The following is a 25,577-nucleotide window of genomic DNA, read 5'->3' on the forward strand; positions in this document are numbered from 1 at the left end:
GGGTTAGACTGCGGGCTGTCCCCGGCGTTTCCTGACCGAAACGGCTATGGGAGGACGCCATGTGGACTGCAGATGATCTGATCGACCGGGAACGCTATCCGATCCACGAGCATGGCCCGGCCCGAGATGCGGTGCTGGCCAAGGTGCGCGCCGATCTGGCGCAAGACGGCTGCGCGGTCATCAAGGGATTCCTGACGCCGGCAGGCGTTGCGGCCCTGGCGGCGGAGGCCGACAGCGTCGCCGACAAGGGCCACCGCAGCTACAACCGCACCAATGCCTATTTCACCGCCGATGACCCGAGCCTGCCCGAGGATGACCCGCGCCGGCAGTTCTTTGACCGCTCCAACGCCTTCATTCCGGCGGATAATTTTGCCAAGTCCGGTCCGCTGCGCACCATCCATGACAGCGCGGGGTTTGACGATTTCATCCGCGACTGCCTGCAGGAAACCCGGTTCTACCGCTATGCCGACCCGCTGGCCGATGTGATCGTGAACGCGGCGGGCGAGGGCAATGGATTCCCCTGGCATTTCGACACCAACAATTTCACCGTGACGCTGGCCATTCAGAATGCGGAAGGGGGCGGGGCCTTTGAATATGCCCCGATGATCCGCGAGACGGACGAGAATTTCGACGAGGTGTCCCGCGTGCTGAACGGCACGTCAGACCGGGTGACGGTGCTCAACCTCGAACCCGGTGACCTGCAGCTGTTCAAGGGGCGCTATTCCCTGCACCGGGTCGCGCCGCTGAAAGGCCCCCGACCGCGCTATGTCGCCATATTCTCTTACGTGGATCAGCCCGACATGGTGGGCGCGCCGGAACGCACCCGCCAGCTATACGGCCGCACGCTGCCCATCCATCACGAACGGGCAGGCCAGCGAGGGGATACGCTGATCGACTGAAGGGGGCCTCAGGCGGCGTTTTCGCTGTCGCCGTTGTCGCTGGCTTCGGCATAGGTTTCCGCCTCCTGCGGGGCCTCTGCGGGCTCTGCAGCCTCGCCGCGGCGTTCCGCGAAGCTCAGCGCGATGAAGCTTGGCATGTGATCGCCCATGCCGACCACCTGTTTGCCGCCCCTGTCGCTGCGGTCACCGCGACGCCCGCCGCCGGATTTGCCGCGTGGCTCGGACTTGCGCGCTTCCGGCTTGCGGGGTTCGGCCTGAACGGGGGCTTCTTCGGCGCTGGCGTCTTCGGATTTCCGGGACCGCGACCGGCTACGCCGGGCGGGCTTTTCTTCGTCGGGTTTGGCGTCGGCCGCATCCCGCCGGGCGGAGGATGCGCTTGGTTGCCACGGTGCCTCGGCGCGCGGAATCGTCGACTCGGTCAGCGATTCGATGGCGGCCAGCAGTTTGTCATCCGCCGGCACGGCAATCATGATCGCGGTGCCCTTGCGGCCTGCGCGGCCGGTGCGCCCGATACGGTGCACGTAATCCTCGGCATGGCCGGGCACGTCGTAGTTGAACACATGGCTCACGTTCGGAATGTCGAGCCCGCGCGCGGCCACATCCGAGGCCACGAGATACTTGATCGACCCATCCCGGAACCCGTCCAGCGTGCGCATGCGGTGCGACTGGTCGAGATCGCCGTGGATCGGTTCGGCGTTCAGCCCGTGCTTCTTCAGCGACTTGGCGACGATATCCACGTCCACCTTGCGGTTGCAGAAGATGATCGCGTTGGTGCAGCCTTCGCCTTCTTCCTTGATCAGCGCGCGCAGCATTTCGCGTTTCTGCTTGGCGGTCTGGTCGCGGCGGGTAGGTTTGAATTCCACCAGCTTCTGGGTGATCGTGTCCGATGTCGTCGACTGCCGCGCGACTTCGATCTTGGCGGGGTTCGACAGGAAGGTGTTGGTGATCCGCTCGATCTCCGGCGCCATGGTGGCCGAAAAGAACAGCGTTTGCCGCGTAAAGGGGGTCAGGCCGAAAATCCGCTCGATATCGGGGATGAAACCCATGTCGAGCATCCGGTCGGCCTCGTCCACGACCATGATCTTCACGTCGTTCAGGATCAGCTTGCCGCGCTCGAAATGGTCGAGCAGGCGGCCCGGCGTGGCGATGAGAACATCGACGCCTTTGTCGATCAGCGCCTCCTGTTCCTTGAAGCTGACCCCGCCGATCAGCAGCGCCTTGGTCAGTTTCACGTATTTGGCGTAGATGTCGAAGTTCTCTGCCACCTGCGCGGCAAGTTCGCGCGTCGGGCACAGCACCAGGCTGCGCGGCATCCGGGCACGGGCGCGGCCACGGGCCAGCGCGGTGATCATCGGCAGGGTAAAGCTGGCGGTCTTGCCGGTGCCGGTCTGCGCGATGCCAAGGACGTCGCGTCCTTCCAGGGCTGGGGGGATGGCGCCCGCCTGGATCGGGGTGGGCGTTTCGTAGCCGGCTTCTTCAACGGCTTTCAGAACCTTGGGGTTAAGGCTGAGATCGGAAAATTTCGTCATATGCGTCCAGTCTGGCGGGGTCATTTGCCCGCGTCATGTGAGATGGAGCGCATCTGCCACATCGCGCTCCGCGGTTCGGACATCGCGCGTGTCGCGATGCTGCGAATGCACATAAAACAAAACGCGGAAATGGTCAAATCCAAGCCGATTTGCGGGGTTATGGCGTGTCCGGTTGTTGCGAACGGGTCGTCATATAGCGGAACAACGCGGCCGGGGCGTGAATCCCGATGCGGCCATAGGGGCCGAGCAGATGGGCGCTGAACCCTTCGCGCGTGGCACGTTCGATCATACCGGGGCCAAGCGCGATGAAGCCGAGCGCGTCGTTTCGGCAATGCCCGTGCGTGCAGCCGAGCCGGTGATCGAGCCGCCGAAAGGGCAGTTCGCGGCCCGAGTGATACGCCCCGGAGATGCGCAACCGGTGCACCCCGTCGCGCCTGTGGCTGATCACCAATGCCCGGACCGGCGCAGCGTCGTCACCCGTCAGCACCACCACATGACCATAGAGCACATGGTGCGGATGGTCCGAAATCACGACCTGATGGGAGTATGTACCGGTAATCCCCGTGACTGGTGACGCGAACTCGCCGCCCGCAGTTACGCAGGCGGCGAGGCCCACGCAAATCACTAGATACCGGTACATCCGGCCAAGATGCGCATCAAAAGGTAAACAGAAGATTAACAGGGGTTTAGCGGTTACTCTTCACCCCGGTCAGACCATCATTTCCTTCGTCGCCGTCAGCTTCACATCCGGGTAATCCCGGCCCACGCGGTCGATATCCCATTGCAGGCGGGTCAGGAAAACCGGGTCGCCGTCATTGTCTGTGGCCATGTGCTGCTTGTTGGCGGCGGCGAATTTCTCCACCGCCAGACGCTCGCCCTGAACCCACCGGGCCGAGGTGAACTGAGAGGGTTCGAACCGTACCGGCAGGCCGTATTCCAGCTCGATCCGGCTGGCCAGAACCTCGAATTGCAGCGCGCCGACGACGCCCACGATAAAGCCAGAGCCGAAAGTGGGCTTGAAGATCTTGGCCGCGCCTTCCTCGGCAAACTGCATCAGCGCCTTGTCCAGATGCTTGGCCTTCAGCGGGTCGCCCGCACGGCAGGTCTGCAACAGTTCCGGCGCGAAGGAGGGGATGCCGGTGAAGCGCAGGGCCTCGCCCTCGGTCAGCGCATCGCCGATTCGCAATTGCCCGTGGTTCGGGATGCCGATGATGTCGCCCGCCCAGGCCTCCTCCGCCAGTTCACGGTCGCTTGCCAGGAACAGTACCGGGCTGGAAATGGCCATCGGTTTCTTGGAACGCACATGGGTCATCTTCATGCCGCGTTGGAAATGGCCAGAGGCCAGCCGCACGAAGGCCACCCGGTCGCGGTGCTTGGGGTCCATATTGGCCTGCACCTTGAAGACGAAACCGGTGACCTTCTTTTCCTCCGGCGCGACCTCGCGCGGGGTGGCGGTCTGGACCTGCGGTTCGGGGCCGTAGCCTGCGATGCCGTCCATCAGTTCCTTGACGCCGAAGCTGTTAATGGCCGAGCCGAACCAGATCGGCGTCAGGTGCCCTTCGAGGAAGCTCTGCTTGTCGAGCGGCGGCAGCAGCTCGCGCGCCATTTCCACCTCTTCGCGCAGCTTTTCCAGCAGGTCGGCAGGGATATGTTCTTCCAGTGCCGGATCGTCCAGCCCCTCGATCTTGATCGACTCCGCCACCTTGTTGCGGTCGGCGCGGTCCATCAGTTCCAGCCGGTCACGCAGCAGGTCATAGCAGCCGAGGAAATCGCGGCCCATGCCAATCGGCCAGCTTGCGGGGGTCACGTCGATCGCCAGATTTTCCTGGATCTCGTCAATGATATCAAAGACGTCGCGGCTTTCACGGTCCATCTTGTTGCAGAAGGTCAGGATCGGCAGGTCGCGCAACCGGCAGACCTCGAACAGTTTCTGCGTCTGGCTTTCCACGCCCTTGGCCCCGTCGATCACCATGATCGCGGCGTCAACGGCGGTGAGCGTCCGGTAGGTATCCTCGGAAAAGTCGCTATGCCCCGGCGTGTCCACGAGGTTGAAGCGGTATTTGCCGTAATCGAAGGACATGGCCGAGGCCGAAACCGAAATGCCCCGGTCCTTTTCCATCTGCATGAAGTCCGAGCGCGTGCGCCGCGCCTCGCCCTTTGCACGCACCTGTCCGGCCATCTGGATGGCGCCCCCGTAGAGGAGGAATTTTTCCGTCAGCGTCGTCTTGCCCGCGTCGGGATGCGAGATGATCGCAAAGGTCCGGCGGCGGGCGATTTCGGGCGGCAGGTCGGGGCGGTTCGTGGGCGTGTCCAGCATGGCCGCGCGTATAGGCGCAGCCATGCGGATTGGCAAGGAAATCCGGGTCTCGGGCAGAATGCCCTCGGGCGTTGTCCGTCGTTATCACCGGTCCTTGGCAGGTGGTCGAGATGCCGGGGCCATGCCCACCCACAGGCCGCGCCACGCGACGAAGGCATAGTACGACCGGAGCCGCCTAATCCGTCTGTCCGCGACTGGCCCGGGTCAGGCGTTCGGCGGGGTCCCCGGCCTCTGTCAGGGCCTTGTCATCGACCTCGATATCGGCGGCCAGCAGGCGGTCGGCATCGGTCTGTTCAATCTCTACATCGTCGGGCAGGGCGGCGCGGGTCTGGGGGGTGACCAGCAGGCTTTCGACCGCGACACCCTCGGCATAGATGATCTCATGCGCGCCAAAGAGGATCTGGTAGCTTTCGATGAAGCCCCCTTCCTCGCGCCGCACCGTGTCGCCATTGACCAGATGCGCGGCCTTGACCAGCACCTCGGCCCGCCCCGTCCCAAGCTCGTCGCTGCGCTGCCAGATGAACAACCGGTGATGCGGAAAGAGCCGCAGGTCATTGGCGGTGTTGAGCGTGCCTTCGCGGATTCGGATCGGGGCCAGGGCACCGGTGGCCCGCTGCACCTGTTGGCCGATCCAGCGTACTTCCTGCGGTCCGTGATCTCGGGTCAGCAATCGGTCGCCCGCCTGCAACTCCTCCACCGGCACCTGCCGCCCGTTGGCCATCGTCAACCGCGTCCCCGCGATGAAGCTGACGCTGGCGATATCGGCCAGCCGCTGCGCGGCCAATGCGGGTTCTGATGCGACAAGCTCGTATTCCCCGCGCGGGGTCATCGGGGCCAGTGGCAGGAAATGGCGGGCGGTGTCTTCGTCGCCCGTCACGGTCAGGATCAGCAGTTCCACGAAGGTGCCTTCGGGGGCCATCATGCTGTGGCAGACCTCCAGCAGAACCTTGTCGCCCGGTTGCCCGACGCCGGAGCCGTCCGCCACTTCGGTGCCCTCCGGCCCATCCCAGATCGCCAGAGCCCGCGGCTGCGCGTCACGGGACAGGCGGTAGCTGTCGCCGGCCACGACGTCCTGCAGACCACCGATCGGATCGCCCTCATTGGCCCCCCAATGCACGATCAGGTCGCTGGCGGTATAGGTGGGAAAGCTGAACTGGGCGGTACGACGGGACATCACGAATTCCTTTGCGCCTTGGCTAGTCCCGAGCAGGGCGAACCGTCAAGCGGTCAGAAGGTGGCAGGGCCGATATCAGCATGGTAAGGCACTGGTTAACGAAACATGAATGACGGGGAAAAGGATCATGGATCTGGGAATTTCTGGCAAGCGCGCATTGGTCTGCGCCTCGTCCAAGGGGCTTGGGCGTGGCTGTGCCGAGATGCTGGCGGCCAATGGCGTCAACCTGGTGATGAACGCGCGCGGGGCCGAAGCGCTGGAAAAGGCGGCAGAGGATCTTCGCGCTGCCCACGGGGTGGAGGTGATGGCCATCGCCGCTGACATCACCACCGAAGAGGGCCGCGCCAAGGTGCTGGCAGCCGCCGGTGACGTCGATATCCTCGTCAACAACGCGGGCGGTCCGCCGCCGGGCAGCTGGCAGGACTGGGAGCGTGAGGATTTCATCAAGGCGCTCGACGCAAACATGCTGACCCCGATTGCCCTGATGAAGGCGCTGATGCCGGGGATGATGGCGCGCGGATGGGGCAGGGTGGTGAACATCACCTCGCAATCCGTGAAGGCTCCGATCGCGGTTCTGGGCCTGTCGAACTCGGCCCGCGCCGGGCTGACCGGCTATGTTGCGGGGACGTCCCGGCAGGTGGCCGGAAAAGGCGTGATCATCAACAACCTTCTGCCGGGCATCCATGCGACCGACCGGGCCGTTTCGCTCGATACGGCCGCCGCCGCACAGGATGGCATCACGCTGGAAGAGGCCATGGACCGCCGCGCCGCGACGATCCCGGCCGGGCGCTATGGCACGGCAGAGGAGTTCGGGGCGACCTGTGCATTCCTGTGCTCTCAATACGCGGGCTATATGGTCGGTCAGAACATCCTTCTGGACGGCGGTTCGACGAATGCGACGCTGTAGAGGCGTCGAATTCGTCGATTCCGGACAGGGGCTTGCGTGAGACTCCGCCTATAACATCCTGACTCCGAACAAGTTTCTCTCGTCTCAGCGAGACGGGAGGGCTTGTCTTTCCCGAACAGATCAATCTGGTGACACATTGAAGGCGCCCTTGGCTGTCTTCGGTGGATCACCTGTATGTGTGAAATTGACTCAAATTAGTACGCAGCAACGAGCCTTTGCCGAGGATACGGGCAAACAGGCGTGTCCTGGCGGCTAATCTGTCAGAAAATGGATTCCAGATTCACGGACTCAAACTGCGCAATCAAAGCCTGACTCAGCAAAAAGATTCCAGAATCACGATATTCTGTGGTGGAAGAGATGATTTTATGCCTTCTCGCCAGCTCTTGACCTGAGATCAGAATAAATTTTTGATCATAAATGGGATTCTTTGGACGGAATCCCAAGGATAGGACCCTTTCAAAGGCTCTCGCCCGCCTGCAAGCGCCAGTAGGGCTGTCCCGTGCAGAAAGAGAGGGCCGAGTGCTGCTTCGATCCATTGATTTCCTGTGGATAAACCTGTGCATAGTCTGGATTCAGTGCTGGATTCCATAATGATATGCGGGGAAGCTGAAACAATACCTTAATCCAGATCGAGCACGCATTCCCGGACAAGGCGTCAACATGCCCGCCTGACGGGAACTTGAAACATGCGTGCGGGGCTGATAGCTGCGAAATCCGAGACAATTGATCGGAATTGCGCCCGTGCAACAGCCCCCCAGACTGGCCGTTCAGAACCTGTCCTGTGATTTCGCGGGGCGGACGGTCTTGCGGGATGTCTCGCTGCGGGTGGCGCCGGGCGAAGTCATGTGTCTGCTCGGGCCGTCAGGGTGCGGCAAGACAACAACGCTCCGGGTTATTGCCGGGATCGAGCGGCAAAGCTCTGGCAGCGTTTCCGTCGATGGCCGTGTCCTCGCGGATGGCGCTTTGCACCTGCCGCCAGAGGCACGGGGGGTCGGGCTGATCTTTCAGGACTTCGCGCTGTTCCCGCATCTCAGCGTGGCGCAGAATATCGCGTTCGGTCTGACCGGCACCAAAACCGACAAGGCCAAGCGGGTCGAGGAACTGCTCGCCCGCGTCGATCTCAAAGGCTACGGCGACAAGGCCCCGCATATGCTGTCGGGCGGGGAACAGCAGCGCGTGGCCCTCGCCCGCGCCCTCGCCCCGCGCCCTGGCGTGATGCTGATGGATGAGCCCTTCTCGGGGCTCGACAACCGCCTGCGCGACGGCATCCGCGATGAAACGCTGGAGCTGCTGAAGGAAGAGGGCACCGCCGTCGTTCTGGTCACCCATGAACCGGAAGAGGCGATGCGGATGGCCGATCAGATCGCGCTGATGCGTGGCGGGCGGATCGTGCAGCAGGGCGCGCCCTATAATATCTACAACGCCCCGTGTGACCGCGATGCAGCGGCGTTTTTCTCGGACATCAACGTGATCACCGGCACCGTTCAGGGTGCCTTGACCGACACCGCTTTCGGCCAGTTCCTTGCCCCCGGGCATCCCGATGGCACCGAGGTGGAGATCATCTTTCGCCCACAACACGTCAAGATCGACTTCGACCGGGGCGGACGCGGTCCGAACCCAACCCCCCTGGACGGAGCACCTGCGCGCGGCGTGGTCGAACGGGCCCGCTTCATGGGGCATGAAAGCCTTGTGGAATTCCGCATGGATTTCAACAACCAGATCCTCAAGGCAACGGTTCCCGCGGTCTTCCTGCCCAAGCCCGGAATGGCGCTTTGGCTGACGATCCGGCGTGACCGTTGTTTTGTTTTTGCCAAGTGATCCGGGCGATTGCCGCATCTTTCGGCCGTTTTCTGCCTGCATGTGACAGATTGGGGCTTTGATCCGGCCCGCAGAATCCATAGGTATATGCGGTGACACTCACGGAGGCGGGTCATGACCGCCCCGGACAAGGGAGACTGACATGCTCAACAATATTGGCCTGCCGGGCCTTCTGCTGATCGCGGTTGTTGTCCTCGTGCTGTTTGGCCGTGGCAAGATCGCGGGCCTCATGGGCGAAGTGGGCAAAGGCATCACCGCATTCAAGCGCGGCGTCCGCGACGGCACCGAGGAAATCGAGAACGCGGCCAATGAAGATGGCGAAGCGGCCCGCGACGTGACCCCCGAACGCGATCGTGAAAACGCCTGATCCCCGGCTTGGGGTCGGCACAGTCGGGTTGAGGGACTGCCATGTTTGACATCGGCATGTGGGAACTGATGGTCGTGGGCATCGTGGCGTTGATCGTCGTGGGGCCCAAGGACCTGCCCAAGATGTTCAGAACGCTCGGTCAGGTGACCGGGCGCATCCGTGCAATGGCACGCGAGTTCCAGACCACCATGAACGCCGCCGCCAGTGAGACCGGGCTCGACGAGATGGCCAAGGATCTCAAGAAGGCGACCGACATAACCCGCGACCTGCGCAAGGTGACCAGCCCCCGCAAGATGGGGATGGAGGCGGTGAAGAAAGCCGCCGGGTCCGCGCTGGATGACGAGGCAGAGGCTGACCGCCCCCTGACCGAAACCGAGAAGCTGGCGCAACAGCGCCGCCAGGAGGCCGAGGCGCGCGTTGCCGCCGCGCAGGAACGGGCCGCCGCCCGCGCCAGTGCCGCCGCCGAGGCCGCCGAGGACGCAGCCGCCATCGCAGATGATGACCTGCCGCCCCCGGCAGAGACCCGCACCGGAACCGCCGACACATGAAAAAAGACGAGATCGAAGACAGTTCCGCCCCGCTGATCGAGCATCTGGCAGAGCTTCGGACCCGCCTGATCTGGTCGGTGCTGGCCTTCGTGATCGCCATGGTGGCCTGTTTCACCGTGGCAGAACCGATCCTGGAGTTCCTGTTCCAACCGATCCGCACGATCCTGCTGGAGCGGGGGGAAGACCCGCGGCTGATCTTCACCGCCCCGCAGGAAAAATTCTTCACCCTGATCCGGGTATCGGTCGTTGTAGGCTTTGGCCTGGCCTTCCCGGTCATCGCCTACCAGATGTGGCGGTTCGTGGCGCCGGGGCTCTACAAGACGGAAAAGAATGCGTTTCTTCCCTTCCTGATTGCCTCGCCCCTGTTGTTCCTGGCAGGCGCGGCTTTCGCCCATTTCGTGGTGACGCCGCTGGCGATGCGGTTTTTCATCGGGTTTTCCGACGTGATCCCGGCGCTGACCTCGCTGATCACGGGGATGGAATCCGGCGTCGAACCCGGCTCGAACGAAGAGTTGCAGACCATCTTCCTGGGCTCGGTCAAGGAATCGCTCGACCTGGAGCTCAAGTTCATCTTCGCCTTCGGCATCTGTTTCCAACTGCCAGTGCTGCTGACCCTGATGGGCAAGGCCGGGTTGGTCTCGGCCGAAGGGCTTGGAAACGTTCGCAAATATGCTGTGGTGGGCATTCTGGTTCTGGCCGCACTCGTGACGCCGCCCGATGTCATCACGCAGCTCATTCTTTTCGTTGTGGTCTATGGTCTCTACGAGATTTCCATCCAGTTGGTGAAACTGGTGGAGCGCAAGCGCGAGAAGGATCTGCGGGCAGAGGGGCTTTGGGTGGATGATGAGGAGGAGGCCGACAGCTCTGCCGAAACCGAAGCCGAGGATAGCTCGAAATGAGCGATGACGGCGACCTGAAGCGGATCGCCGAGGCGCTGGAACGTCTGCGCCCCGCGCCCGCTGCAGCGCCGGACTGGTCTGCCGCAACCGCCTTTGTCTGGCACGCCGACCCGGATCGGCTGGACCCGGTCGAGACCGTCAATCGCGTGGACCTGTCACTGCTTCTGGGCATCAACCGGGCGCGCGATATCCTGATGGAGAACACCCGCCAGTTCGCAGATGGTCTGCCCGCCAACAATGCCCTTCTCTGGGGCTCTCGGGGGATGGGAAAATCCTCTCTCGTCAAGGCGGTGCACGGCGCGATTGAAGCGGATTTCCCGGATCTGAAACTGGTTGAGGTGCAGCGCGAAGACCTGCCGTCGATCGGGCGCTTGCTGGCCATTCTGCGCAAGGCGCCTGTGCGGATCATTCTCTTCTGCGATGACCTCAGCTTCAGCCATGACGATCAGCACTACAAGTCGCTCAAGGCGGTGCTGGATGGCGGGGTCGAGGGCCGGCCCGACAACGTGATCTTCTATGCCACGTCGAACCGCCGCCACCTGATGCCACGCGACATGATCGAGAATGAACGCTCCAGCGCCATCAACCCGTCAGAGGCGGTGGAGGAAAAGGTGTCTTTGTCGGATCGCTTCGGACTCTGGCTCGGCTTCCACCCCTGCGATCAGGACGCCTATCTGGCGATGATCCGGGGCTATTGCGACGCCTATGGGGTCGAGATCGACGATGGCACATTGCGCGCCGAAGCCATTGAATGGCAGGCCACGCGCGGGGCGCGCTCGGGCCGGGTGGCGTGGCAGTATTTCACCGATCTGGCCGGACGCAGGGGCGTCAGGATCTGATCGCAACCCACTGACCGGAAAAGAAAAGGGCACCCAGTGGGTGCCCGTTTTCGTTACTCGATATAGGGGGTCGGATCGACCGACTCGAAGCCTTGCCGCACCTCGAAATGCAGGAAGGCGGGGTCGCCTTCGCCGACATCCGCAATGGTCTGGCCCCGCGAAACCGTGTCGCCCCGTTCCACGCGGATATTGTCGATATTGGCATAGACCGTCAGCAGGTTGCCGGGGTGGCGCAGCACCAGGATTGGCACCTGATCGGTGTCGCGGGTGATGGCCGCGACTTCACCCGCCGCAGCCGCACGAACCGGCGTTCCGGCAGAGGCAGACAGGTCGATGCCTTCGTTCCGGGCGCTGTAGGGGCGCAGGATCTGGCCGGGCACCGGGCGCTGCATCTGCGGTTCGGAATTGGCCGCCGCCGTTTCCTCGGGCGTCGGGGTGGGCGCATCCAATGCCGGGGCCTCGGGCAGTTCCGCGGTCGAGATCGCCTCCGGCAACGGCTCTGACGCCGATGGCGGCACCGGCGTGGTGGAATTGCCGGGGCTATTGCCGTCCGGGGAGTCCGATGCCTCTTCCAGCACGATCGGGATGATCAGGAACTGACCCTCGCGCACTGTCAGTTCCGGCCCCAGCCCGTTCCAATCCGCAAGCGACCGCACAGACACGCCATAAAGCCGCGAGACGGAATAGGCGGTTTCCCCGCGCGCCACGCGGTGGCGGACGGGTTCGGCCCCGCCCTGAACCTGCAGCACGGGCGCAGAAGGTGCCGCCGGTGCATCCGCATCCGCCCGGTCGATGGCCGCCGAAGCGATGGAGGTGATGTCGGTGGTGCTGGCGGACGCCCCCGGCGGGGTGATCCGGCGGGGCAGGGCCAAGACCTCGCCATCGCGCAGGATGTCGGTCTCGTTGCGTCCATTGAAGCGCGCCAGTTCGCCGGCATCCATGCCGATCCGGTTGGCCACCGTGCTCAGGCTGTCGCCCCGGTTGGCGACGACCACCTGATAGGTGGGGTAGGTGATCAGCCCGAACTGATCCGGTTCCGGACGCGCGGCGGTGGCCGCCTCGCGGACGGGCGCGGCGGCGTTGATGCCGTTGTTTCGGAAATCGAAATCGAAGCCACCCGGCGTGTTGCAGGCCGCCAGAAGCGGCAGGGTCAGGCCCAGGGCGAGCATGGGAAATCTGGTCATCGGCACTGCAACCTCAATTCTATCTGGTTCAAAAGCCCCTTGGAAACGGGGTCTTGCCGCGGCAATTGTCCCGCAGCTTTTGCAGGGTTTTACACGCGAATCGCCTTGGGTTTCCAGCCCCAAGGCCGTTCAGTCCTGCGCCATGCCCTCGATCAGCGGAACGAAGCGCACCGGGCAGAGCTCGTCATAATGCAGACCTTGCGCGGTCTTGGTGACCTTGATCAGGCTTTGCACCGCGTCCGACTGGCCGACGGGCAGCACCATGATGCCGCCCATCTTCAACTGTGCAAGCAGCGGCCCCGGCGGGTCTTCGGCGGCGGCGGTCACGATGATCCGGTCAAAGGGCGCCTGTTCTGGCAGGCCAAAACTGCCATCGCCGGTGATCACGGTGATGTTGTTCAAGCCCATGAAATGAAACAGTTTTTCCGAGTCCCGCGTCAGGCGGCGGTGGCGATCCACCGTGTAGACCCGGCGCGCGAGGTGGCTCAGGATTGCGGCCTGATAACCCGACCCGGTCCCGACCTCCAACACCTTGTCGCGCGGTTCTACTTTCAGCGCCTGCGTCATCATCCCGACAACCGAAGGCTGGCTGATCGTCTGGCCGGAACTGATCGGCAGGGGCATATCGTCATAGGCCCGCGCCTCGAAATGGCCCTTCACGAACAGACCGCGATCGACCTTCTCCATGGCGCCAAGCGTGCGCGAGTCCGTCACCCCCTTCTGGCGAAGGTGGAACAGGAACTGCATCTTCTGCTCGGCATCCCAGGTCATTCGAGCCGCGCCTTCAGATCGGCCAGCACGTTATGGGCCGTCAGGTCGGCGCGCAGCGGCGTGACCGAGATGAAGCCGTCCAGATTGGCCTGTGCGTCGCTGTCGGGCGCGGTCGGGTTGTGCTGGCTGCCACCCGTGATCCACAGGAAGCGGCGTCCATTCGGGGCGCTGTGCGGCTGTGCGGAAAAATGCGTGCCCCGCCGAAAGCCCTGGCGCACCACGCGGCGGCCCTTGACCTGGCTGGCCGGGACGGGCGGGAAATTGACGTTGTAGAAGGTGCGGTAATCTTCCTCATCCCAATGCCCATGATCCAGAAGCGCGCGAATGGTGGCGGCCCCGTGCTGCAGCGCCGCCTCGAACGGGTCATCCAGTTGCAGGTTGTCGGGCCCGAAATACTGCGAGAGCGCGACCGAGGGCACGCCTTGCAACGCGGCCTCCATGGCTGCGCCTATGGTGCCGGAATACAAGACGTTTTCAGCGGCATTGTTGCCCCGGTTGACGCCCGACAGCACCAGGTCGGGGCGGCTGTCCTTCATCACGTCATGGAGCCCCGCCAGAACGCAGTCTGCGGGCGTGCCTTCCGCCGCGTAGCGGTTGGCCCCGAGGCGGGAAATCATCGTGGGGTGCACATAGCTGATGCAATGGCCGACTCCCGATTGTTCGAAGGCGGGCGCGACGGTCCAGACCTCTCCCTCCGGGCCCGCGATTTCGCGCGCGATGGCCTCCATCACCTTGAGGCCGGGGGCGTTGATGCCGTCGTCATTGGTGATGAGAATGCGCATGAAACCGCCTTTGAAAACCTGCCGATACGCCCTGTTAGCCGAGGGGGCAGGTCCGGTAAAGGGGCGCAAAGGGGTTCAGGCTGTCCGGATGCCCCGCAGGGCCTCCCACACCAGCAGGGCCACGCCTGCGCCGGTGGCCGCCACGAAGGCCGTAGAGCCGCCCAGATTGGCAACGATCACGCCGACCAAAGCCCAGATGGCCGCGACCGCATAGGCGGGTTGCGGCATCACGCGTAGCACTGCCACCGCCGTTCCCAGGGCCCCTGCAAGGCCGATCCAACTGCCGACCAGCGGAGTTAGGGCGGTGAAGCCCACGACAGTGGTCGTCAGTGCCACCCAGGACGCCGCCGTCAGCCAGCCAGCCAGTAGGGCCAGCGGGACGTGCATCCACCATGTCTCGGGGGTTTTCAGGCCCGCGCGCAAGGCCAGCAGCGCGCCGCCAAGCATGATCCAGATCGTGACCGTGGCCATGACGGGAGAGACCTGCGCAATCCCGATCCATGCCGCGCCAATGGCTTGGGTGACGAAAAGCGGCCAGCGCGTGGCGTCCCATCCTGCATCCGTATCGCGTTTGACTAACCCATAAAAAGCATTCAGGATCAGGGCGATAAAGATCACACCCCAGATCGAGAACGCATAGCCCGCAGGGGTGAGCGGCAGGTCTTCGACCGGATAGGGGAAAGCCGCCGGGTCGAACCCGCCAAAGCCCGAAGACATGGCAGACCCCGCCGCGAAGGCCAGCGCGCCGCAGACGACTGCAATGGCCTTCATCTGGGGCGTGCCGCCGTCGCTTGGCGCGGGCTCAGACAAGCGAACCGTCCGCTGCCAGCCGGGTCTTGCCGCCCAGATAGGGGTGCAGCGCCTCGGGCAGATCGACCGATCCGTCCGCCTGCTGGCCGTTCTCCAGCACCGCAATGAGGCAGCGGCCCACGGCCACGCCGGACCCGTTCAGCGTGTGAACGAATTCCGGCTTGCCGCCGCCTGTGGGCCGGAACCGGGCATTCATCCGCCGTGCCTGGAAGTCGCCGCAGACGGAACAGGAGCTGATCTCGCGATAGGTGTTCTGGCCGGGCAGCCACACCTCGATATCATGGGTCCGCCGCGCGCCCGCGCCCATATCGCCGGTGCAGAGCACCACGGTACGGTACGGAAGCCCCAGTTTTTCAAGGATTCCCTGCGCGCAGTCGGTCATCCGGTCCAGCTCCGCGCGGGAGTGGTCTGGATGGGTGATGGACACCATCTCCACCTTCTCGAACTGGTGCTGGCGCAGCATGCCGGCGGTGTCGCGCCCTGCGCTGCCGGCTTCCGAGCGGAAGCAGAGCGAATGCGCGGTGTAGCGGCGGGGCAGGTGGCTTTCCTCGACGATGTGACCGGCAACGATATTGGTGAGCGGCACCTCGGAGGTCGGGATCAGCCACCAGCCTTCGCGGGTCTGATAGCTGTCTTCGCCGAATTTCGGCAGCTGGCCGGTGCCATACATGGTTTCCGACAGCACCAGAACGGGCGGGTTCACTTCCGTCAGTCCGTTCTCAACCGTATGAATATCCAGCATAAATTGCGCGAGCGCCCGGTGCAGGCGGGCCACACCGCCCGACAGCATCACGAAGCGCGAGCCGGAAAGCTTGGCCGCCGTCTCGAAATCCATGCCGTCTTGAGTGGCGGCAAGCTCGTAGTGTTCCCTGGGGTCGAACGCGAACTCCCTGGGCGTGCCCCACCGGTGGATTTCCACATTGTCGGCCTCGTCCGATCCGTCCGGCACATCCTCATGGGGGAGGTTCGGCAGCGCCTCCAACAGCTCCTTCAGGGCCACATCCTTGGATTTGGCATCCTCCTCCAGCCGCGCGATTTCGTCTTTCTTTTCAGCGACTAAGGCGCGCAGCCGTTCGAACTCCGCCTCATCGCCGGAGGCCTTGGCCTTCCCCACATCCTTGGAGGCCGCATTGCGCTCGGCCTGCGCGGATTCCGCCGCAGAAATGCAGGCGCGGCGCTCTTCATCAATCGCCAGAATGGCGGGCGATTGCGGCGGCAGGCCACGGCGGGCCATGGCGGTATCAAAAGCGGCGGGGTTGTCTCGGATGGCGCGGATATCGTGCATTCTGGGCCTCTTTCGGCGGGCGTTTCGCAGGTTCTATGCCCGAAACCGGGGCGGGTTTGAACCCTGAAATGAGGGGGGTGCCATGCGTACACCCCCCGTACACCCCCTGTGCACCCCCCGTACAGACAGATCGGCGGTTGGGGCGGGGTGTCCTGCCCCGCGAAAGGGGGGAGGCTCGCCTGCGCGGGGGTGACAGGGGGAGCGGTATCGACGACGCGCGTGGGGGCGATGCTGCCTCTCTTCGGAGCGCTTTATCCCGGCCAAGCCCGGATGACCTCAATCGTCTGCGCAGGCGTCAGCCAAATCGCCTCCGCGTGGGAGCGGTGAGGGGGGACGGTCGCGCCAGTGGCACGGCGCAAGCCCCCCGAACGCGATGGCGCGCGACGCCCCCCCCAAGCGCCATCGACGACGCGCGCGGGGGCGATCCAACCGCTGATCCGAGCGCTTTATCCCGGCCAAGTCTGGGCGACCTCAATCGCCCGCGCAGGCATCAGCCAAATCGCCTCCGCGTGGGGGCGCGTCGGCGATGGCGCGGCGGCTTCGCCTTTATTCCGCGCGGGGTGGGGATTGAGGGGAGGTATAGTGGCCGGTTTGCCCACCATGAGGGGTTGGAGGGTTGTGGGCACAACTGCCCACCCTACGCTAGCTAGACTCGAAAGGTTGATGGCGTGCACCGAGCATTGCGGAACAGAGAAATCACCTTTTCATCCAACTCTAAGTCGTTAAGTGAGTGGATGCACTTGATTCCACTTCCGAGAACCATTCCCCTGTCGTCTCCGGCGAACCGACCTACAATTTCTTCGAAGTACCGCGTTTCAGGAATTCTGTAGTTTGAAGATGTCTTATTAACGCATTGGTACACGGCATGTGCGGCGAAGTCCGCGAACTCAAGCAGAGGCTCTTCTCCCTTTGCTCGTGTCGAAATAGAGAATGGATTTAAGGCAGACAATGCTCGGCTTTCGGGGTAAATTGGATTTTCTTTTACCTTCATCAAATAACGAATCATTGCATCATAGTCGTGATTTCGTCGTTCCAGAATCACTGAGATATTTTCGGCATTGCCTCCAAAGCGAAGCAAATATCCGCACACAATTTCAAGAAGGTACTTTGTGCACTTATTATAGAACTTCTGTGGGTTTGCGTCGATAAACTCCTTATAAACACCAAGTGTGCTCTTGTTGGAGACAACGGAGAAAACTCGTACGTGAAGGTCCGCCATCCTACGGGCAATCAATACCTTTTCCGGATGACCCAAATCTGTCGCATGTTTCCAATTCTTTTTTCCAATCTCAGACTTTACCGCATCAAGCATCTGCTTCGCTGCGATCATTGTTGCAGGCTGCATCACCACCGCGGAAATTACAAAATACGGAGACGCACCGCCCGATTTTTCAGATCGAACTTTTTTGATACCTGCTTCACCGCTTTCATCGACAAAGACCGTGAAAGCCATATTTCACTAACCTCACTCACCCAAACACCTCCACAAACTCCCTCCATTCCCCTGCGCTCATCCCAGACGTCTCCTGCGTCACCGCCTCGCCAGCGAGCCGCCGTTTGATCACCTCGACGCCCTTGCCGCTCAAATTCACGCCGCCCATCCGGTAATCCTCGAACGCGCCATAGGCCGCCGGGACCCAGTCTTTCACCATCTCGGCAATCGCCTCGGCATAGACGCGGATTTCGTATTGCGCATGGGCATCGGCGCGCAGGCGGAGGAAGTGGAAGAGGTTGTGCAGGTCGGTCTTCCAGTACCATTGGGTGTAGACATTGGCGGGCAGGTTCATGCGGGCGAGCTCCCTCGCCAGACCCTGCTGGCCGTCCTGGGACAGCATCGACTGGTAATTGTCATAGGCGCGCGTCGAATCGTCCTTTAGGATGCGCAACACGCGCTCGGCCTCCTCCCCCTGCAGCACGTCCCCGCGCCCCTGGTTGTTCACCACCGATTGCGCGGCGAGCGCGTCGGGGGCGGGGATGTAGAATTCGCGGTCGAGGATCGAATAGCGGGCGGAGTATTCGTTGACATTGGCGGTGCGGTGGCGGATCCACTGGCGCGCGACGAAGACGGGCAGTTTGACATGCAGCTTGATCTCGCACATCTCGAACGGGGTGGAGTGCCAGTGGCGCATGAGATAGCGGATCAAGCCACTGTCATCGCGGGCCTTTTTGGTGCCGGCGCCGTAGCTGACGCGCGCCGCCTGAACGATGGCGGCATCGTCGCCCATATAGTCCACCACCCGCACGAAGCCATGGTCGAGAACCGGCTGCGCGGTATAGAGGTGCTTTTCCATCCCCGGGGCCACCGCGCGCAAAGTGGGTTGCGCATTTTCGCGGGCTGCGGTGATATCGGCCAATTGATCGTCGCTGAGCGGCATCGTTTTTCTTTCTTCTTCGGGGAATCGCACGGTTCCCCATATTTTGCCCCACCGGGGCGCAGGACCGCAAGATAAAGGGGCATTTTGAGCATGGCAGATCGCGGAACCGCCTTTCTGGAACGACGATTGGGGGATTGGGCGCGGGCGCGGCTGCATCCTTACGCGGCGGAATTCATCATGTTCGTGCTGAAACAGGGCTGGGCCGCGATGTTCGGCATCCTGTTCCTGGTGGCCATCATCGGCACCAAGGCGGTGTGGCAGGAGGATTGGGCGCTGGCGCGGTATGATGCGCTGTTCCTGTTTGCGGTGGTGACGCAGGCGGTCTTCGTCTGGCTGCGGCTGGAGGAATGGGAGGAGGTGAAGGTGATCGCGCTTTTCCACCTGACGGGCACGGTGATGGAGATCTTCAAGCTGGCGCAAGGGTCATGGGACTATCCGGAACAGGGGATTTTCGAACTGGGCGGCGTACCGCTTTTCTCCGGCTTCATGTATGCCAGCGTGGGCAGCTACATCGCCCGCGTGATCCGGGTTTTCCACATGGAATTCGCGCCTTACCCGCCCTTCTGGACGACGCTGCTGCTGGCGGGTGCGATCTATGGCAATTTCTTCGCCCACCATTTCCTGCCCGACATCCGGATGGGGCTGTTCCTGGCCACGGTGCTGCTCTTCTGGCGCACCCGCATCTGGTTCTTTCCCGGCACCGACCCGCGCTGGATGCCCCTGCCGGTGGCCGCGGGGCTGGCGGCCGTGTTCATCTGGATCGCCGAGAACATCGGCACCGTCACACGCACCTGGGCCTATGCGGGGCAGGGGCAGTTCGACATGGTATCGCTTGGCAAGCTGGGGTCGTGGTACCTGCTGCTCTATGTCAGCTTCGTGACCGTGACGCTGATCATGCGCGATGAGCTGAAGCCGCATCCGGTGCGCCCCGCCCCACGAGAAATTTATCGCGGTCCCCACGCGACAAGTGACACTGGCCGCGCTACCATTCCCTGAAACGATCAGAGGAACAGTGATGTCCATCCGCTACTACCACACAATGGTTCGGGTCAAAGACCTTGAGAAATCCATAGCATTCTACCAGCTCCTGGGCCTTGAGGAGACACGTCGCTACGACAGCGAGGCAGGCCGCTTCACCAATGTCTTCATGGCCGCCCCGGATCAGCCGGACTATCCGCTGGAACTGACCTATAACTGGGACGGCGACGAAGGCCTGCCGTCGGATAGTCGCCATTTCGGGCATCTGGCCTACCGGGTCTCTGATATCTATGCGCTGTGCCAGCATCTGATGGACAATGGCGTCGTGATCAACCGCCCGCCGCGCGATGGCCATATGGCCTTTGTCCGCTCGCCCGACAATATCTCGGTGGAGCTGCTTCAGGAGGGGGAGGATCTGCCCCCGGCCGAACCCTGGGCCAGCATGGGCAATACCGGGCATTGGTGATCCGCGCCGCCCTCCTGGCGCTGGTCGCGGCGCTGCTTTCGGGCCCGGCTGCCGCGCAGCAGACCTGTCGGCTGGCGCTGTTGCTGGCGCTCGATGTCTCGGCCTCGGTCGATGACGCCGAACATCAGATCCAGCGCAACGGGCTGGCGGCGGCGCTTTTGGCGCCCGAGGTGATGGACCCTCTGCTCAACGGGCCTGGCCCGGTGGCACTGGCGATCTACGAATGGTCCGGGCGCTTCCAGCAGGATGTGATCTCTGACTGGCGGCTGGTGACGTCCCGCGCGCAGGTGCTGGAGATCGTGGAGGAATTACAGACAACCCCGCGCACGACGGGGGAATTTCCAACGGCCATCGGCTATGCGATCGGCTTTGCTGCAACCATGTTCGAACAAGCGCCGCCATGCCTTTTCCAGACCCTGGACGTGGCGGGGGACGGACAGAACAACGATGGCTTCGCCCCGGCGCTGGCCTACCAGCATTTTCCGCTGGATGGCGTCACCGTGAACGGGCTGGCCATAGGCGGGGCCAGTCGACAGATCGAGCAATATTTCGCGGATGAGATCATCCGGGGTCCGGGGGCCTTCGTGGAACATGCGCTCAATCATCAGGAATTCGAAGCCGCCATGCGCCGCAAGCTGGAACGCGAGCTGCGGGTGATGGTGCTCGGCGCGCTCGTTCCCTGATCCTTTCAGCTTGGCAAAAATACCTCGGGGGAGTCGCCGCAGGCGACGGGGGCAGCGCCCCCACCGACAGGGAACGCTCTTGAGAAGAACGTTGGGGCAGGCGGATCGGTGCCGCAGACACCAATCCGCCCCTCCGGCGTCAGGATCGCGGCCCGCAAGGGCCGCGCGGGTCGACATGCGCGAAGCGCATGGCGAAACCTAACTGCGGCGGTCAATCGCGCCCGGAACGGGCGCGCGGGTCGATGCGCCCGAAGGGCGCAGCGAAATCCCTCAGACAGGCAGCAGGGCCGCCCCGACACGACGCCCCTCGGCCAGCAGCACGTTATAGGTGCGGGCAGCAGAGGGTGACCCCATCGGTTCAATGGGAAGGTCCGCGGCCTCCAGCACCCGTCGCAGCTCTGCCGGCATCGGCATCATGTCAGCGCCGGTTCCGATCAGCAGCACATCCAGTGCCCCGGCCAGTGCCACCAGCGCGCCCGCATCCTCCAGCCCGCCCCAGGCGCGCACGCCACCGGGCAGGCACAGGACCGGACCCTCGAAGACCTCTCCGCCGACGCGGAAGAAGCCGGGGCCATAGCCATCCACCGGCCGCGCCTCGCCAAAGCTGATTTCGTTCATGCGCATTGCGGTTTTCCCTATTCCCAGATCGGCAGTCCGGTGACCAGCGCCAGCCCGATCACCCCGTAGGCGGCTCCTCGATACAGAGTCTCGTGGCGGGGATCAAACAATGCCTGCCCCATGAGCGATGTCAGGAAATAGGGCAGGGACAGGATCAGCGCCAATACCATGACGCCAAGCCCCACCGATCCGCGCAGCAGCAGGTTGCCCACCACCACCACGTCGAGCATTGCCAGAAACAGGATCGTGTTGGCGCGCACCGAGGCGACGCCGCTCTGCCCGGCAAGGTAGAACAGGATCACCGCAGGCCCCGTCAGCCCGGTCAGCCCGCCGATGCCGCCTGCCGCCGCGCCGATGCCCAGAAGGCCCGGCACCGCCACCTGGCCGCGATAGCGCCAGCCCGCGATCAGGGCGGTCAGGGTCACCAGCGCCACAGCGGCCACGATCCAGCGCACTGTATCGCGGTCCAGAAGCGTCAGCAGCCACAGTCCAAGCGGCACGGTCACCAGTGCCGCCAGCCCCATCGTGCCCACTTCGCGCCGATCGGCCTGTCCCCAGGCGCGCGGCAGCAACGCGGCGGTGCTGGCCACGCCGGTCAGCGTGATCAGGGCGATGACGATCTGCGGTTCAAGAAAGATGCCCGCCACGGGCACGAAGATCAGCGCCGTCCCGAACCCGGTAAAGCCGCGCACGATTCCGGCGGCAGAGATGGTCAGCAGCAGCCAGACCAGCCCCGGCGTCGCCAGGGCCGTGGCCAGGATATCAGGCATCGATATTGGCGAACTGGGTGCCGCTGGCCCCGCCGCCATCGGTCTTGGACCAGTCGCGCTTGACGCCGAGGCGCAGCAGGATCGCCGAGGCCACGAAGACCGAACTGTAGGTGCCCACCACGATGCCCCAGATCATCGCGAAGACGAAGCCGCGGATCACATCGCCACCCAGTACGAACAGCGCAATGAGCGCGATCAGCGTGGTGAAGGAGGTCATGACCGTCCGGCTGAGCGTATCGTTGATGGACAGGTTCAGCACCTCTTTCAGCGGACGTTTCTTGAACTTGCGCAGGTTTTCCCGCACCCGGTCGAAGACGATCACGGTGTCGTTCAGGGAATAGCCCACGATGGTCAGAAGCGCCGCGATGATGGCCAGGTCGAAGCGGATCTGCAACAGGCAGAAGATGCCGATGGTCAGCGTCACGTCATGGATGAGCGCCGCCACGGCACCAAGCGAGAACTGCCACTCGAAGCGCAACCAGATATAGATCAGCACCGCCGCGATGGCGAGTGTCACCGCGATGATCGCGGTTTGCACCAGTTCGCCGGACACGGTCGGGCCGACGCTTTCGACCGAGGGGAAGGTGATGGTTGGATCGACCTCCTGCAACACCGCTTCGATGGCGGCGATCGTCTCGGCGCTGACCGATTCCTGCCCGTCCTGCGCCTGCACATTGACCAGCGTCACATGTTCATCGGCCGCGAAAGTCGGGTCGAACACCTCGGTGATCGAGATATCGCCCAGGTCCAGCCCCTGAAGCGCCTCGCGATAGGCCGCGACATCCACCTCGGAATGGGCTTCGGTGCGGATCGTGGTGCCGCCCCGGAAGTCGATGCCGAAATTCAGGCCGATGACGAAGAACAGCACGATCGAGGCCATAACGGCCACGCCCGACGCCACCAGCGCGACGCTGCTCAGCCGGAAGAAATCCCAATTGGTTTCGGAGGGTACAAGCTTCAGACGCATCGGATTACACCTCGATCTTCTTGGGGCGGCGGCGTTCGAACCAGAGCAGGATCAACAGCCGGGTGATGTAAATGGCCGTAAAGACCGACGTGATGATCCCAAGCCCGAGCGTGATCGCGAAGCCGCGCACCGGACCCGACCCCATGACATAGAGGATCACCGCCGTGATGAAGGTGGTGATATTGGCGTCATAAATCGCCGAGCGGGCCTTTTCATAGCCAAGCTCGATGGCGCGGGCAGGCCCCTTTGCGGTCTTCAGTTCCTCGCGGATACGCTCGAAGATCAGAACATTGGCGTCCACCGCCATACCGATGGTCAGCACGATCCCGGCAATGCCCGGCAGGGTCAGCGTGGCCCCGATGGCCGAAAGCAGACCGAAGATGAGGCCCACATTGATGATCAGCGCGATATTGGCGAAGACGCCGAACAGCCCGTAGCTTCCGATCATGAAGATCAGCACGGCGACGCCCGCCACCATGGCCGCCACTTCGCCCGCCGCGATGCTGTCGGCGCCCAGTTCCGGGCCGATGGTGCGTTCTTCGAGGAAGGTCATCTCGGCGGGCAGCGCCCCGGCGCGCAGCAGAACCGCCAGTTCGGTCGAGCCTTCGACGGTGAAGTTGCCGCTGATCTGGCCGGACCCTCCGCAGATCGCCTCGCGGATCGTCGGGGCGGACAGCACCTGTTCATCCAGCACGATGGCAAAGGGTGCGCCGACGTTGTTCTGGCTGTAGTCGCAGAAGGTCCGCGCCCCGGCGGTGTTCAGGCGGAAGGTAACGACCGGCTGCCCGTTCTGGTCGAAAGCGGGCTGTGCATCCGTCAGATCCTCGCCCGACAGCACCGGCGATTGTTCCAGCCGGTAGAGCAGGCCCTCATCCTCCACATCCGGCAACACGATCTCGCGCGCACCGGCCTCCACGTCGCTGCCGCTGCCGCGCCCGGTGACCGGGTGGAAGGTCAGTTGCGCGGTGGTGCCGATCAGGCGCTTGAGCTCTTCGGCGCTGCCGATGCCGGGCACCTGGATCAGGATGCGGCGGTCGCCCTGGCGCTGGATCGTGGGTTCGCGGGTGCCGACCTCGTCGACGCGGCGGCGCACGATCTCGATCGACTGGCGCATGGTGCGGTCGTCGGTGGCGGCGCGTTCGGCCTCGGACAGGGTCACGATGATCGTGTCTCCCTCGGCCCGGATGTCCAGCGTCATGGCGCCAACAGCGGTGACGCTGCTGACCGGCTGGGACAGGGCGCGGACAGCGGCAAGCGCGGCGGTCATGCCGTCGGGCTGGGAAATGCGCACATGCAGTTCGTCGGGGGGAGAGTCCTGCCGGCGAATGGTGCCGACCGTGTCCCGCTCGTCGCGCAACGCGTCACGCACCTGCGGCCACAGCCCATCCATCCGCGTGGCATAGACATCCTCGACCTGAACCTCGGCCAGCAGATGCGCGCCGCCCCGCAGGTCGAGACCTAGATTAACCAGCGAGGAGGGCAGGAAGCCGGGCCAGCCCGACAGGTCGTCTGCGACCTCCTCCTCGGTTGCGGTGCCGGCCTCGATGGCGGCTGCGGCGTCGTTATGGCGTTCCACGCGGGGGTAGAACAGGTTGGGCATCGCAAACGCGAGCCCGAGGGCGACGAGGCCCCAGATCAGAACCCGGTTCCAGAGGGGGATATTGAGCATCGTCGCGCCTTCAGGTCAGATTATTCGCTTGCGGGTTCGGTCTTGTTCACGACGCGCACGATGGTGTTGCGCACGACGCGGACCTTGACGTTATCGGCCAACTCGACCTCGACCTCGTCATCATCCTTGACCTTGGAGATCTTGCCGATGAAGCCGCCAGAGGTGATCACCTGGTCACCCCGGCGCAGCGCCGCAACCATCGCCTCATGCGCCTTGCGCTGTTGCTGCTGCGGGCGGATCATGAGGAAATACATGATCACGAAGATCAGAATGAGCGGGATGAACCCGGCGATACCTTCCATGGGGGCGTCCTTCTTGTTCCGTGGCGCGGGGCCTTTTGTTGGTCTCTTGCCCCCGCGAAATCGGCGGCACGTTACTGGCGCAAGGGAAGAAGCGCAAGGCGCGCGGACCGCGTTTACCCCTCCCCAAGGCCGGTTAATGGGGGATATGGTGTGAGTTGGGGGAAACGCAATGCGTGGAAGGAGCTTTCGGTGCGCGACATTTGCGGTCCGATTGTTCAGAGCCGCGCCATTGACGACGCGCGCGGGGGCGCGTCATGCCGGAGGCATGCTTTCAGCATGACGATGGCGCGGCGGCTTCGCCTTGATTCCGCGCCCGGCAGGGGGGGGGGTGTCGTAAGGGAAAACGCCGCGAGCGGTGTCCCCCTCGCGGCGCCTGTCTTTTCCGGATCACCGGATGGTTCAGAGCTTTTGCAGCTCCACCGCCGAGGCGCGGCCGTCGCGGCCTTCGCGCAGCTCGTAGCCGATTTTCTCGTTATCGGCGAGGCCGGTCAGCCCCGATCGTTCCACGGCCGAGATGTGCACGAACACATCCTTGCCGCCGTCGTCAGGCGCGATGAAGCCATAACCTTTGGTGGTATTGAACCATTTTACGGTGCCAGTGGGCATGTCCGTTCTTCCTT

27 protein-coding genes are annotated in these 25,577 nt (G+C 63.5%); 10 read left to right on the plus strand and 17 right to left on the minus strand.

Going from position 1 to position 25,577, the window contains the following annotated elements; genetic code table 11:
- Window positions 1-59: 59 nt before the first annotated feature.
- Window positions 60-899, plus strand: coding sequence for a phytanoyl-CoA dioxygenase family protein (locus tag RBB16_RS07445; protein WP_306045563.1), 840 nt, complete (start codon window positions 60-62; stop codon window positions 897-899).
- 8 nt (window positions 900-907) lie between these two features.
- Here the strand turns inward: RBB16_RS07445 and RBB16_RS07450 are convergent, their stop codons facing one another.
- From RBB16_RS07450 to RBB16_RS07465, 4 genes are all read right to left on the minus strand, one after another.
- Window positions 908-2,428, minus strand: coding sequence for a DEAD/DEAH box helicase (locus RBB16_RS07450; RefSeq protein ID WP_306045564.1), 1,521 nt, complete (start codon window positions 2,426-2,428; stop codon window positions 908-910).
- Window positions 2,429-2,585: 157 nt separating this feature from the next.
- Window positions 2,586-3,068, minus strand: coding sequence for a hypothetical protein (locus tag RBB16_RS07455; RefSeq protein WP_306045565.1), 483 nt, complete (start codon window positions 3,066-3,068; stop codon window positions 2,586-2,588).
- Between the two features lie 69 nt (window positions 3,069-3,137).
- Window positions 3,138-4,745 (minus strand): peptide chain release factor 3, encoded by a 1,608-nt coding sequence (locus RBB16_RS07460; protein WP_306045621.1) that lies wholly within the window; start codon window positions 4,743-4,745, stop codon window positions 3,138-3,140.
- A gap of 175 nt (window positions 4,746-4,920) precedes the next feature.
- The gene (locus tag RBB16_RS07465) at window positions 4,921-5,919 is read right to left on the minus strand and encodes a Hint domain-containing protein (RefSeq protein ID WP_306045566.1); all 999 of its coding nucleotides are present in this window, start codon (window positions 5,917-5,919) and stop codon (window positions 4,921-4,923) included.
- Window positions 5,920-6,046: 127 nt separating this feature from the next.
- On the opposite strand from RBB16_RS07465, the gene RBB16_RS07470 reads away from it, so the two are divergent.
- The 6 genes from RBB16_RS07470 to RBB16_RS07495 all read left to right on the plus strand — a co-directional run bounded on the left by RBB16_RS07470 (window position 6,047) and on the right by RBB16_RS07495 (window position 11,297).
- Complete coding sequence (locus RBB16_RS07470) at window positions 6,047-6,826, plus strand: SDR family oxidoreductase (protein ID WP_306045567.1); 780 nt, start codon at window positions 6,047-6,049, stop codon at window positions 6,824-6,826.
- 741 nt (window positions 6,827-7,567) lie between these two features.
- On the plus strand, window positions 7,568-8,644 hold the full coding sequence (locus RBB16_RS07475) for an ABC transporter ATP-binding protein (RefSeq protein WP_071688476.1): 1,077 nt from the start codon (window positions 7,568-7,570) through the stop codon (window positions 8,642-8,644).
- A gap of 142 nt (window positions 8,645-8,786) precedes the next feature.
- Complete coding sequence (locus RBB16_RS07480) at window positions 8,787-9,011, plus strand: twin-arginine translocase TatA/TatE family subunit (RefSeq protein WP_071688437.1); 225 nt, start codon at window positions 8,787-8,789, stop codon at window positions 9,009-9,011.
- A 41-nt stretch (window positions 9,012-9,052) separates the two neighbouring features.
- Window positions 9,053-9,559, plus strand: coding sequence for a Sec-independent protein translocase protein TatB (gene tatB, locus RBB16_RS07485; protein WP_306045568.1), 507 nt, complete (start codon window positions 9,053-9,055; stop codon window positions 9,557-9,559).
- Window positions 9,556-10,458 carry a twin-arginine translocase subunit TatC gene (gene tatC / locus RBB16_RS07490; RefSeq protein ID WP_306045569.1) on the plus strand — a complete coding sequence of 301 codons (903 nt, stop codon included), beginning with the start codon at window positions 9,556-9,558 and terminating at the stop codon, window positions 10,456-10,458. Before tatB ends, tatC begins: the two co-directional genes overlap by 4 nt.
- Window positions 10,455-11,297 (plus strand): ATP-binding protein, encoded by an 843-nt coding sequence (locus tag RBB16_RS07495; RefSeq protein WP_306045570.1) that lies wholly within the window; start codon window positions 10,455-10,457, stop codon window positions 11,295-11,297. The genes tatC and RBB16_RS07495 overlap by 4 nt, the downstream gene beginning before the upstream one ends.
- A gap of 53 nt (window positions 11,298-11,350) precedes the next feature.
- On the opposite strand, the gene RBB16_RS07500 is transcribed toward RBB16_RS07495, so the two are convergent.
- From RBB16_RS07500 to thyX, 7 genes are all read right to left on the minus strand, one after another.
- Window positions 11,351-12,481 (minus strand): peptidoglycan DD-metalloendopeptidase family protein, encoded by a 1,131-nt coding sequence (locus RBB16_RS07500; RefSeq protein ID WP_071688433.1) that lies wholly within the window; start codon window positions 12,479-12,481, stop codon window positions 11,351-11,353.
- Window positions 12,482-12,610: 129 nt separating this feature from the next.
- Window positions 12,611-13,252 carry a protein-L-isoaspartate(D-aspartate) O-methyltransferase gene (locus tag RBB16_RS07505; protein ID WP_306045571.1) on the minus strand — a complete coding sequence of 214 codons (642 nt, stop codon included), beginning with the start codon at window positions 13,250-13,252 and terminating at the stop codon, window positions 12,611-12,613.
- Entirely contained in the window at window positions 13,249-14,034 is a 786-nt protein-coding gene (gene surE, locus RBB16_RS07510; RefSeq protein ID WP_306045572.1) for a 5'/3'-nucleotidase SurE, read from the minus strand. Before surE ends, RBB16_RS07505 begins: the two co-directional genes overlap by 4 nt.
- Before the next feature lie 75 nt (window positions 14,035-14,109).
- Window positions 14,110-14,844: a hypothetical protein gene (locus tag RBB16_RS07515; protein WP_306045573.1), complete on the minus strand. Its 735-nt coding sequence runs from the start codon at window positions 14,842-14,844 to the stop codon at window positions 14,110-14,112.
- Entirely contained in the window at window positions 14,837-16,129 is a 1,293-nt protein-coding gene (gene serS, locus RBB16_RS07520) for a serine--tRNA ligase (protein ID WP_306045574.1), read from the minus strand. The genes RBB16_RS07515 and serS overlap by 8 nt, the downstream gene beginning before the upstream one ends.
- 646 nt (window positions 16,130-16,775) lie before the next feature.
- Window positions 16,776-17,582: a DUF3800 domain-containing protein gene (locus RBB16_RS07525; RefSeq protein ID WP_306045575.1), complete on the minus strand. Its 807-nt coding sequence runs from the start codon at window positions 17,580-17,582 to the stop codon at window positions 16,776-16,778.
- 16 nt (window positions 17,583-17,598) lie between these two features.
- Window positions 17,599-18,504, minus strand: a complete 906-nt coding sequence (thyX, locus tag RBB16_RS07530; protein ID WP_306045576.1) for an FAD-dependent thymidylate synthase — start codon at window positions 18,502-18,504, stop codon at window positions 17,599-17,601.
- 90 nt (window positions 18,505-18,594) lie between these two features.
- Between thyX and RBB16_RS07535 the strand changes: the two genes are divergently transcribed.
- From RBB16_RS07535 to RBB16_RS07545, 3 genes are read left to right on the plus strand one after another with little or no spacing between them, the layout of a single operon-like run.
- The gene (locus RBB16_RS07535) at window positions 18,595-19,500 is read left to right on the plus strand and encodes a DUF817 domain-containing protein (protein WP_306045578.1); all 906 of its coding nucleotides are present in this window, start codon (window positions 18,595-18,597) and stop codon (window positions 19,498-19,500) included.
- A gap of 19 nt (window positions 19,501-19,519) precedes the next feature.
- Window positions 19,520-19,948 carry a VOC family protein gene (locus RBB16_RS07540; RefSeq protein WP_306045579.1) on the plus strand — a complete coding sequence of 143 codons (429 nt, stop codon included), beginning with the start codon at window positions 19,520-19,522 and terminating at the stop codon, window positions 19,946-19,948.
- Entirely contained in the window at window positions 19,945-20,631 is a 687-nt protein-coding gene (locus RBB16_RS07545) for a DUF1194 domain-containing protein (protein WP_306045580.1), read from the plus strand. The genes RBB16_RS07540 and RBB16_RS07545 overlap by 4 nt, the downstream gene beginning before the upstream one ends.
- A 270-nt stretch (window positions 20,632-20,901) precedes the next feature.
- On the opposite strand, the gene RBB16_RS07550 is transcribed toward RBB16_RS07545, so the two are convergent.
- The 6 genes from RBB16_RS07550 to RBB16_RS07575 all read right to left on the minus strand — a co-directional run bounded on the left by RBB16_RS07550 (window position 20,902) and on the right by RBB16_RS07575 (window position 25,563).
- Window positions 20,902-21,255 carry an Mth938-like domain-containing protein gene (locus RBB16_RS07550; RefSeq protein WP_306045581.1) on the minus strand — a complete coding sequence of 118 codons (354 nt, stop codon included), beginning with the start codon at window positions 21,253-21,255 and terminating at the stop codon, window positions 20,902-20,904.
- Between the two features lie 11 nt (window positions 21,256-21,266).
- Window positions 21,267-22,019 carry a TSUP family transporter gene (locus tag RBB16_RS07555; RefSeq protein ID WP_306045582.1) on the minus strand — a complete coding sequence of 251 codons (753 nt, stop codon included), beginning with the start codon at window positions 22,017-22,019 and terminating at the stop codon, window positions 21,267-21,269.
- A complete protein-coding gene (secF, locus tag RBB16_RS07560) occupies window positions 22,012-22,986 on the minus strand; it encodes a protein translocase subunit SecF (protein WP_306045583.1) in 975 nt (324 codons plus the stop codon). The genes RBB16_RS07555 and secF overlap by 8 nt, the downstream gene beginning before the upstream one ends.
- 4 nt (window positions 22,987-22,990) lie before the next feature.
- Entirely contained in the window at window positions 22,991-24,655 is a 1,665-nt protein-coding gene (secD, locus tag RBB16_RS07565) for a protein translocase subunit SecD (protein WP_306045584.1), read from the minus strand.
- A gap of 20 nt (window positions 24,656-24,675) precedes the next feature.
- Entirely contained in the window at window positions 24,676-24,957 is a 282-nt protein-coding gene (gene yajC, locus RBB16_RS07570; RefSeq protein WP_071688421.1) for a preprotein translocase subunit YajC, read from the minus strand.
- Between the two features lie 399 nt (window positions 24,958-25,356).
- Window positions 25,357-25,563 (minus strand): cold-shock protein, encoded by a 207-nt coding sequence (locus RBB16_RS07575; RefSeq protein WP_071688420.1) that lies wholly within the window; start codon window positions 25,561-25,563, stop codon window positions 25,357-25,359.
- Window positions 25,564-25,577 lie beyond the last annotated feature (14 nt).

It is taken from the genome of Nioella sp. MMSF_3534, assembly GCF_030732985.1.
In the GTDB taxonomy this organism is placed as follows: domain Bacteria; phylum Pseudomonadota; class Alphaproteobacteria; order Rhodobacterales; family Rhodobacteraceae; genus Nioella.

Coding starts and splice junctions, on each gene's coding strand:
- RBB16_RS07445 (WP_306045563.1), top strand. CDS start 60: ATGTGGACTGCAGATGATCTGATCGACCGGGAACGCTATCCGATCCAC.
- RBB16_RS07450 (WP_306045564.1), bottom strand. CDS start 2,428: ATGACGAAATTTTCCGATCTCAGCCTTAACCCCAAGGTTCTGAAAGCC.
- RBB16_RS07455 (WP_306045565.1), bottom strand. CDS start 3,068: ATGTACCGGTATCTAGTGATTTGCGTGGGCCTCGCCGCCTGCGTAACT.
- RBB16_RS07460 (WP_306045621.1), bottom strand. CDS start 4,745: ATGCTGGACACGCCCACGAACCGCCCCGACCTGCCGCCCGAAATCGCC.
- RBB16_RS07465 (WP_306045566.1), bottom strand. CDS start 5,919: ATGTCCCGTCGTACCGCCCAGTTCAGCTTTCCCACCTATACCGCCAGC.
- RBB16_RS07470 (WP_306045567.1), top strand. CDS start 6,047: ATGGATCTGGGAATTTCTGGCAAGCGCGCATTGGTCTGCGCCTCGTCC.
- RBB16_RS07480 (WP_071688437.1), top strand. CDS start 8,787: ATGCTCAACAATATTGGCCTGCCGGGCCTTCTGCTGATCGCGGTTGTT.
- tatB (WP_306045568.1), top strand. CDS start 9,053: ATGTTTGACATCGGCATGTGGGAACTGATGGTCGTGGGCATCGTGGCG.
- tatC (WP_306045569.1), top strand. CDS start 9,556: ATGAAAAAAGACGAGATCGAAGACAGTTCCGCCCCGCTGATCGAGCAT.
- RBB16_RS07495 (WP_306045570.1), top strand. CDS start 10,455: ATGAGCGATGACGGCGACCTGAAGCGGATCGCCGAGGCGCTGGAACGT.
- RBB16_RS07500 (WP_071688433.1), bottom strand. CDS start 12,481: ATGACCAGATTTCCCATGCTCGCCCTGGGCCTGACCCTGCCGCTTCTG.
- RBB16_RS07505 (WP_306045571.1), bottom strand. CDS start 13,252: ATGACCTGGGATGCCGAGCAGAAGATGCAGTTCCTGTTCCACCTTCGC.
- surE (WP_306045572.1), bottom strand. CDS start 14,034: ATGCGCATTCTCATCACCAATGACGACGGCATCAACGCCCCCGGCCTC.
- serS (WP_306045574.1), bottom strand. CDS start 16,129: ATGCACGATATCCGCGCCATCCGAGACAACCCCGCCGCTTTTGATACC.
- RBB16_RS07525 (WP_306045575.1), bottom strand. CDS start 17,582: ATGGCTTTCACGGTCTTTGTCGATGAAAGCGGTGAAGCAGGTATCAAA.
- thyX (WP_306045576.1), bottom strand. CDS start 18,504: ATGCCGCTCAGCGACGATCAATTGGCCGATATCACCGCAGCCCGCGAA.
- RBB16_RS07535 (WP_306045578.1), top strand. CDS start 18,595: ATGGCAGATCGCGGAACCGCCTTTCTGGAACGACGATTGGGGGATTGG.
- RBB16_RS07540 (WP_306045579.1), top strand. CDS start 19,520: ATGTCCATCCGCTACTACCACACAATGGTTCGGGTCAAAGACCTTGAG.
- RBB16_RS07550 (WP_306045581.1), bottom strand. CDS start 21,255: ATGCGCATGAACGAAATCAGCTTTGGCGAGGCGCGGCCGGTGGATGGC.
- RBB16_RS07555 (WP_306045582.1), bottom strand. CDS start 22,019: ATGCCTGATATCCTGGCCACGGCCCTGGCGACGCCGGGGCTGGTCTGG.
- secF (WP_306045583.1), bottom strand. CDS start 22,986: ATGCGTCTGAAGCTTGTACCCTCCGAAACCAATTGGGATTTCTTCCGG.
- secD (WP_306045584.1), bottom strand. CDS start 24,655: ATGCTCAATATCCCCCTCTGGAACCGGGTTCTGATCTGGGGCCTCGTC.
- yajC (WP_071688421.1), bottom strand. CDS start 24,957: ATGGAAGGTATCGCCGGGTTCATCCCGCTCATTCTGATCTTCGTGATC.
- RBB16_RS07575 (WP_071688420.1), bottom strand. CDS start 25,563: ATGCCCACTGGCACCGTAAAATGGTTCAATACCACCAAAGGTTATGGC.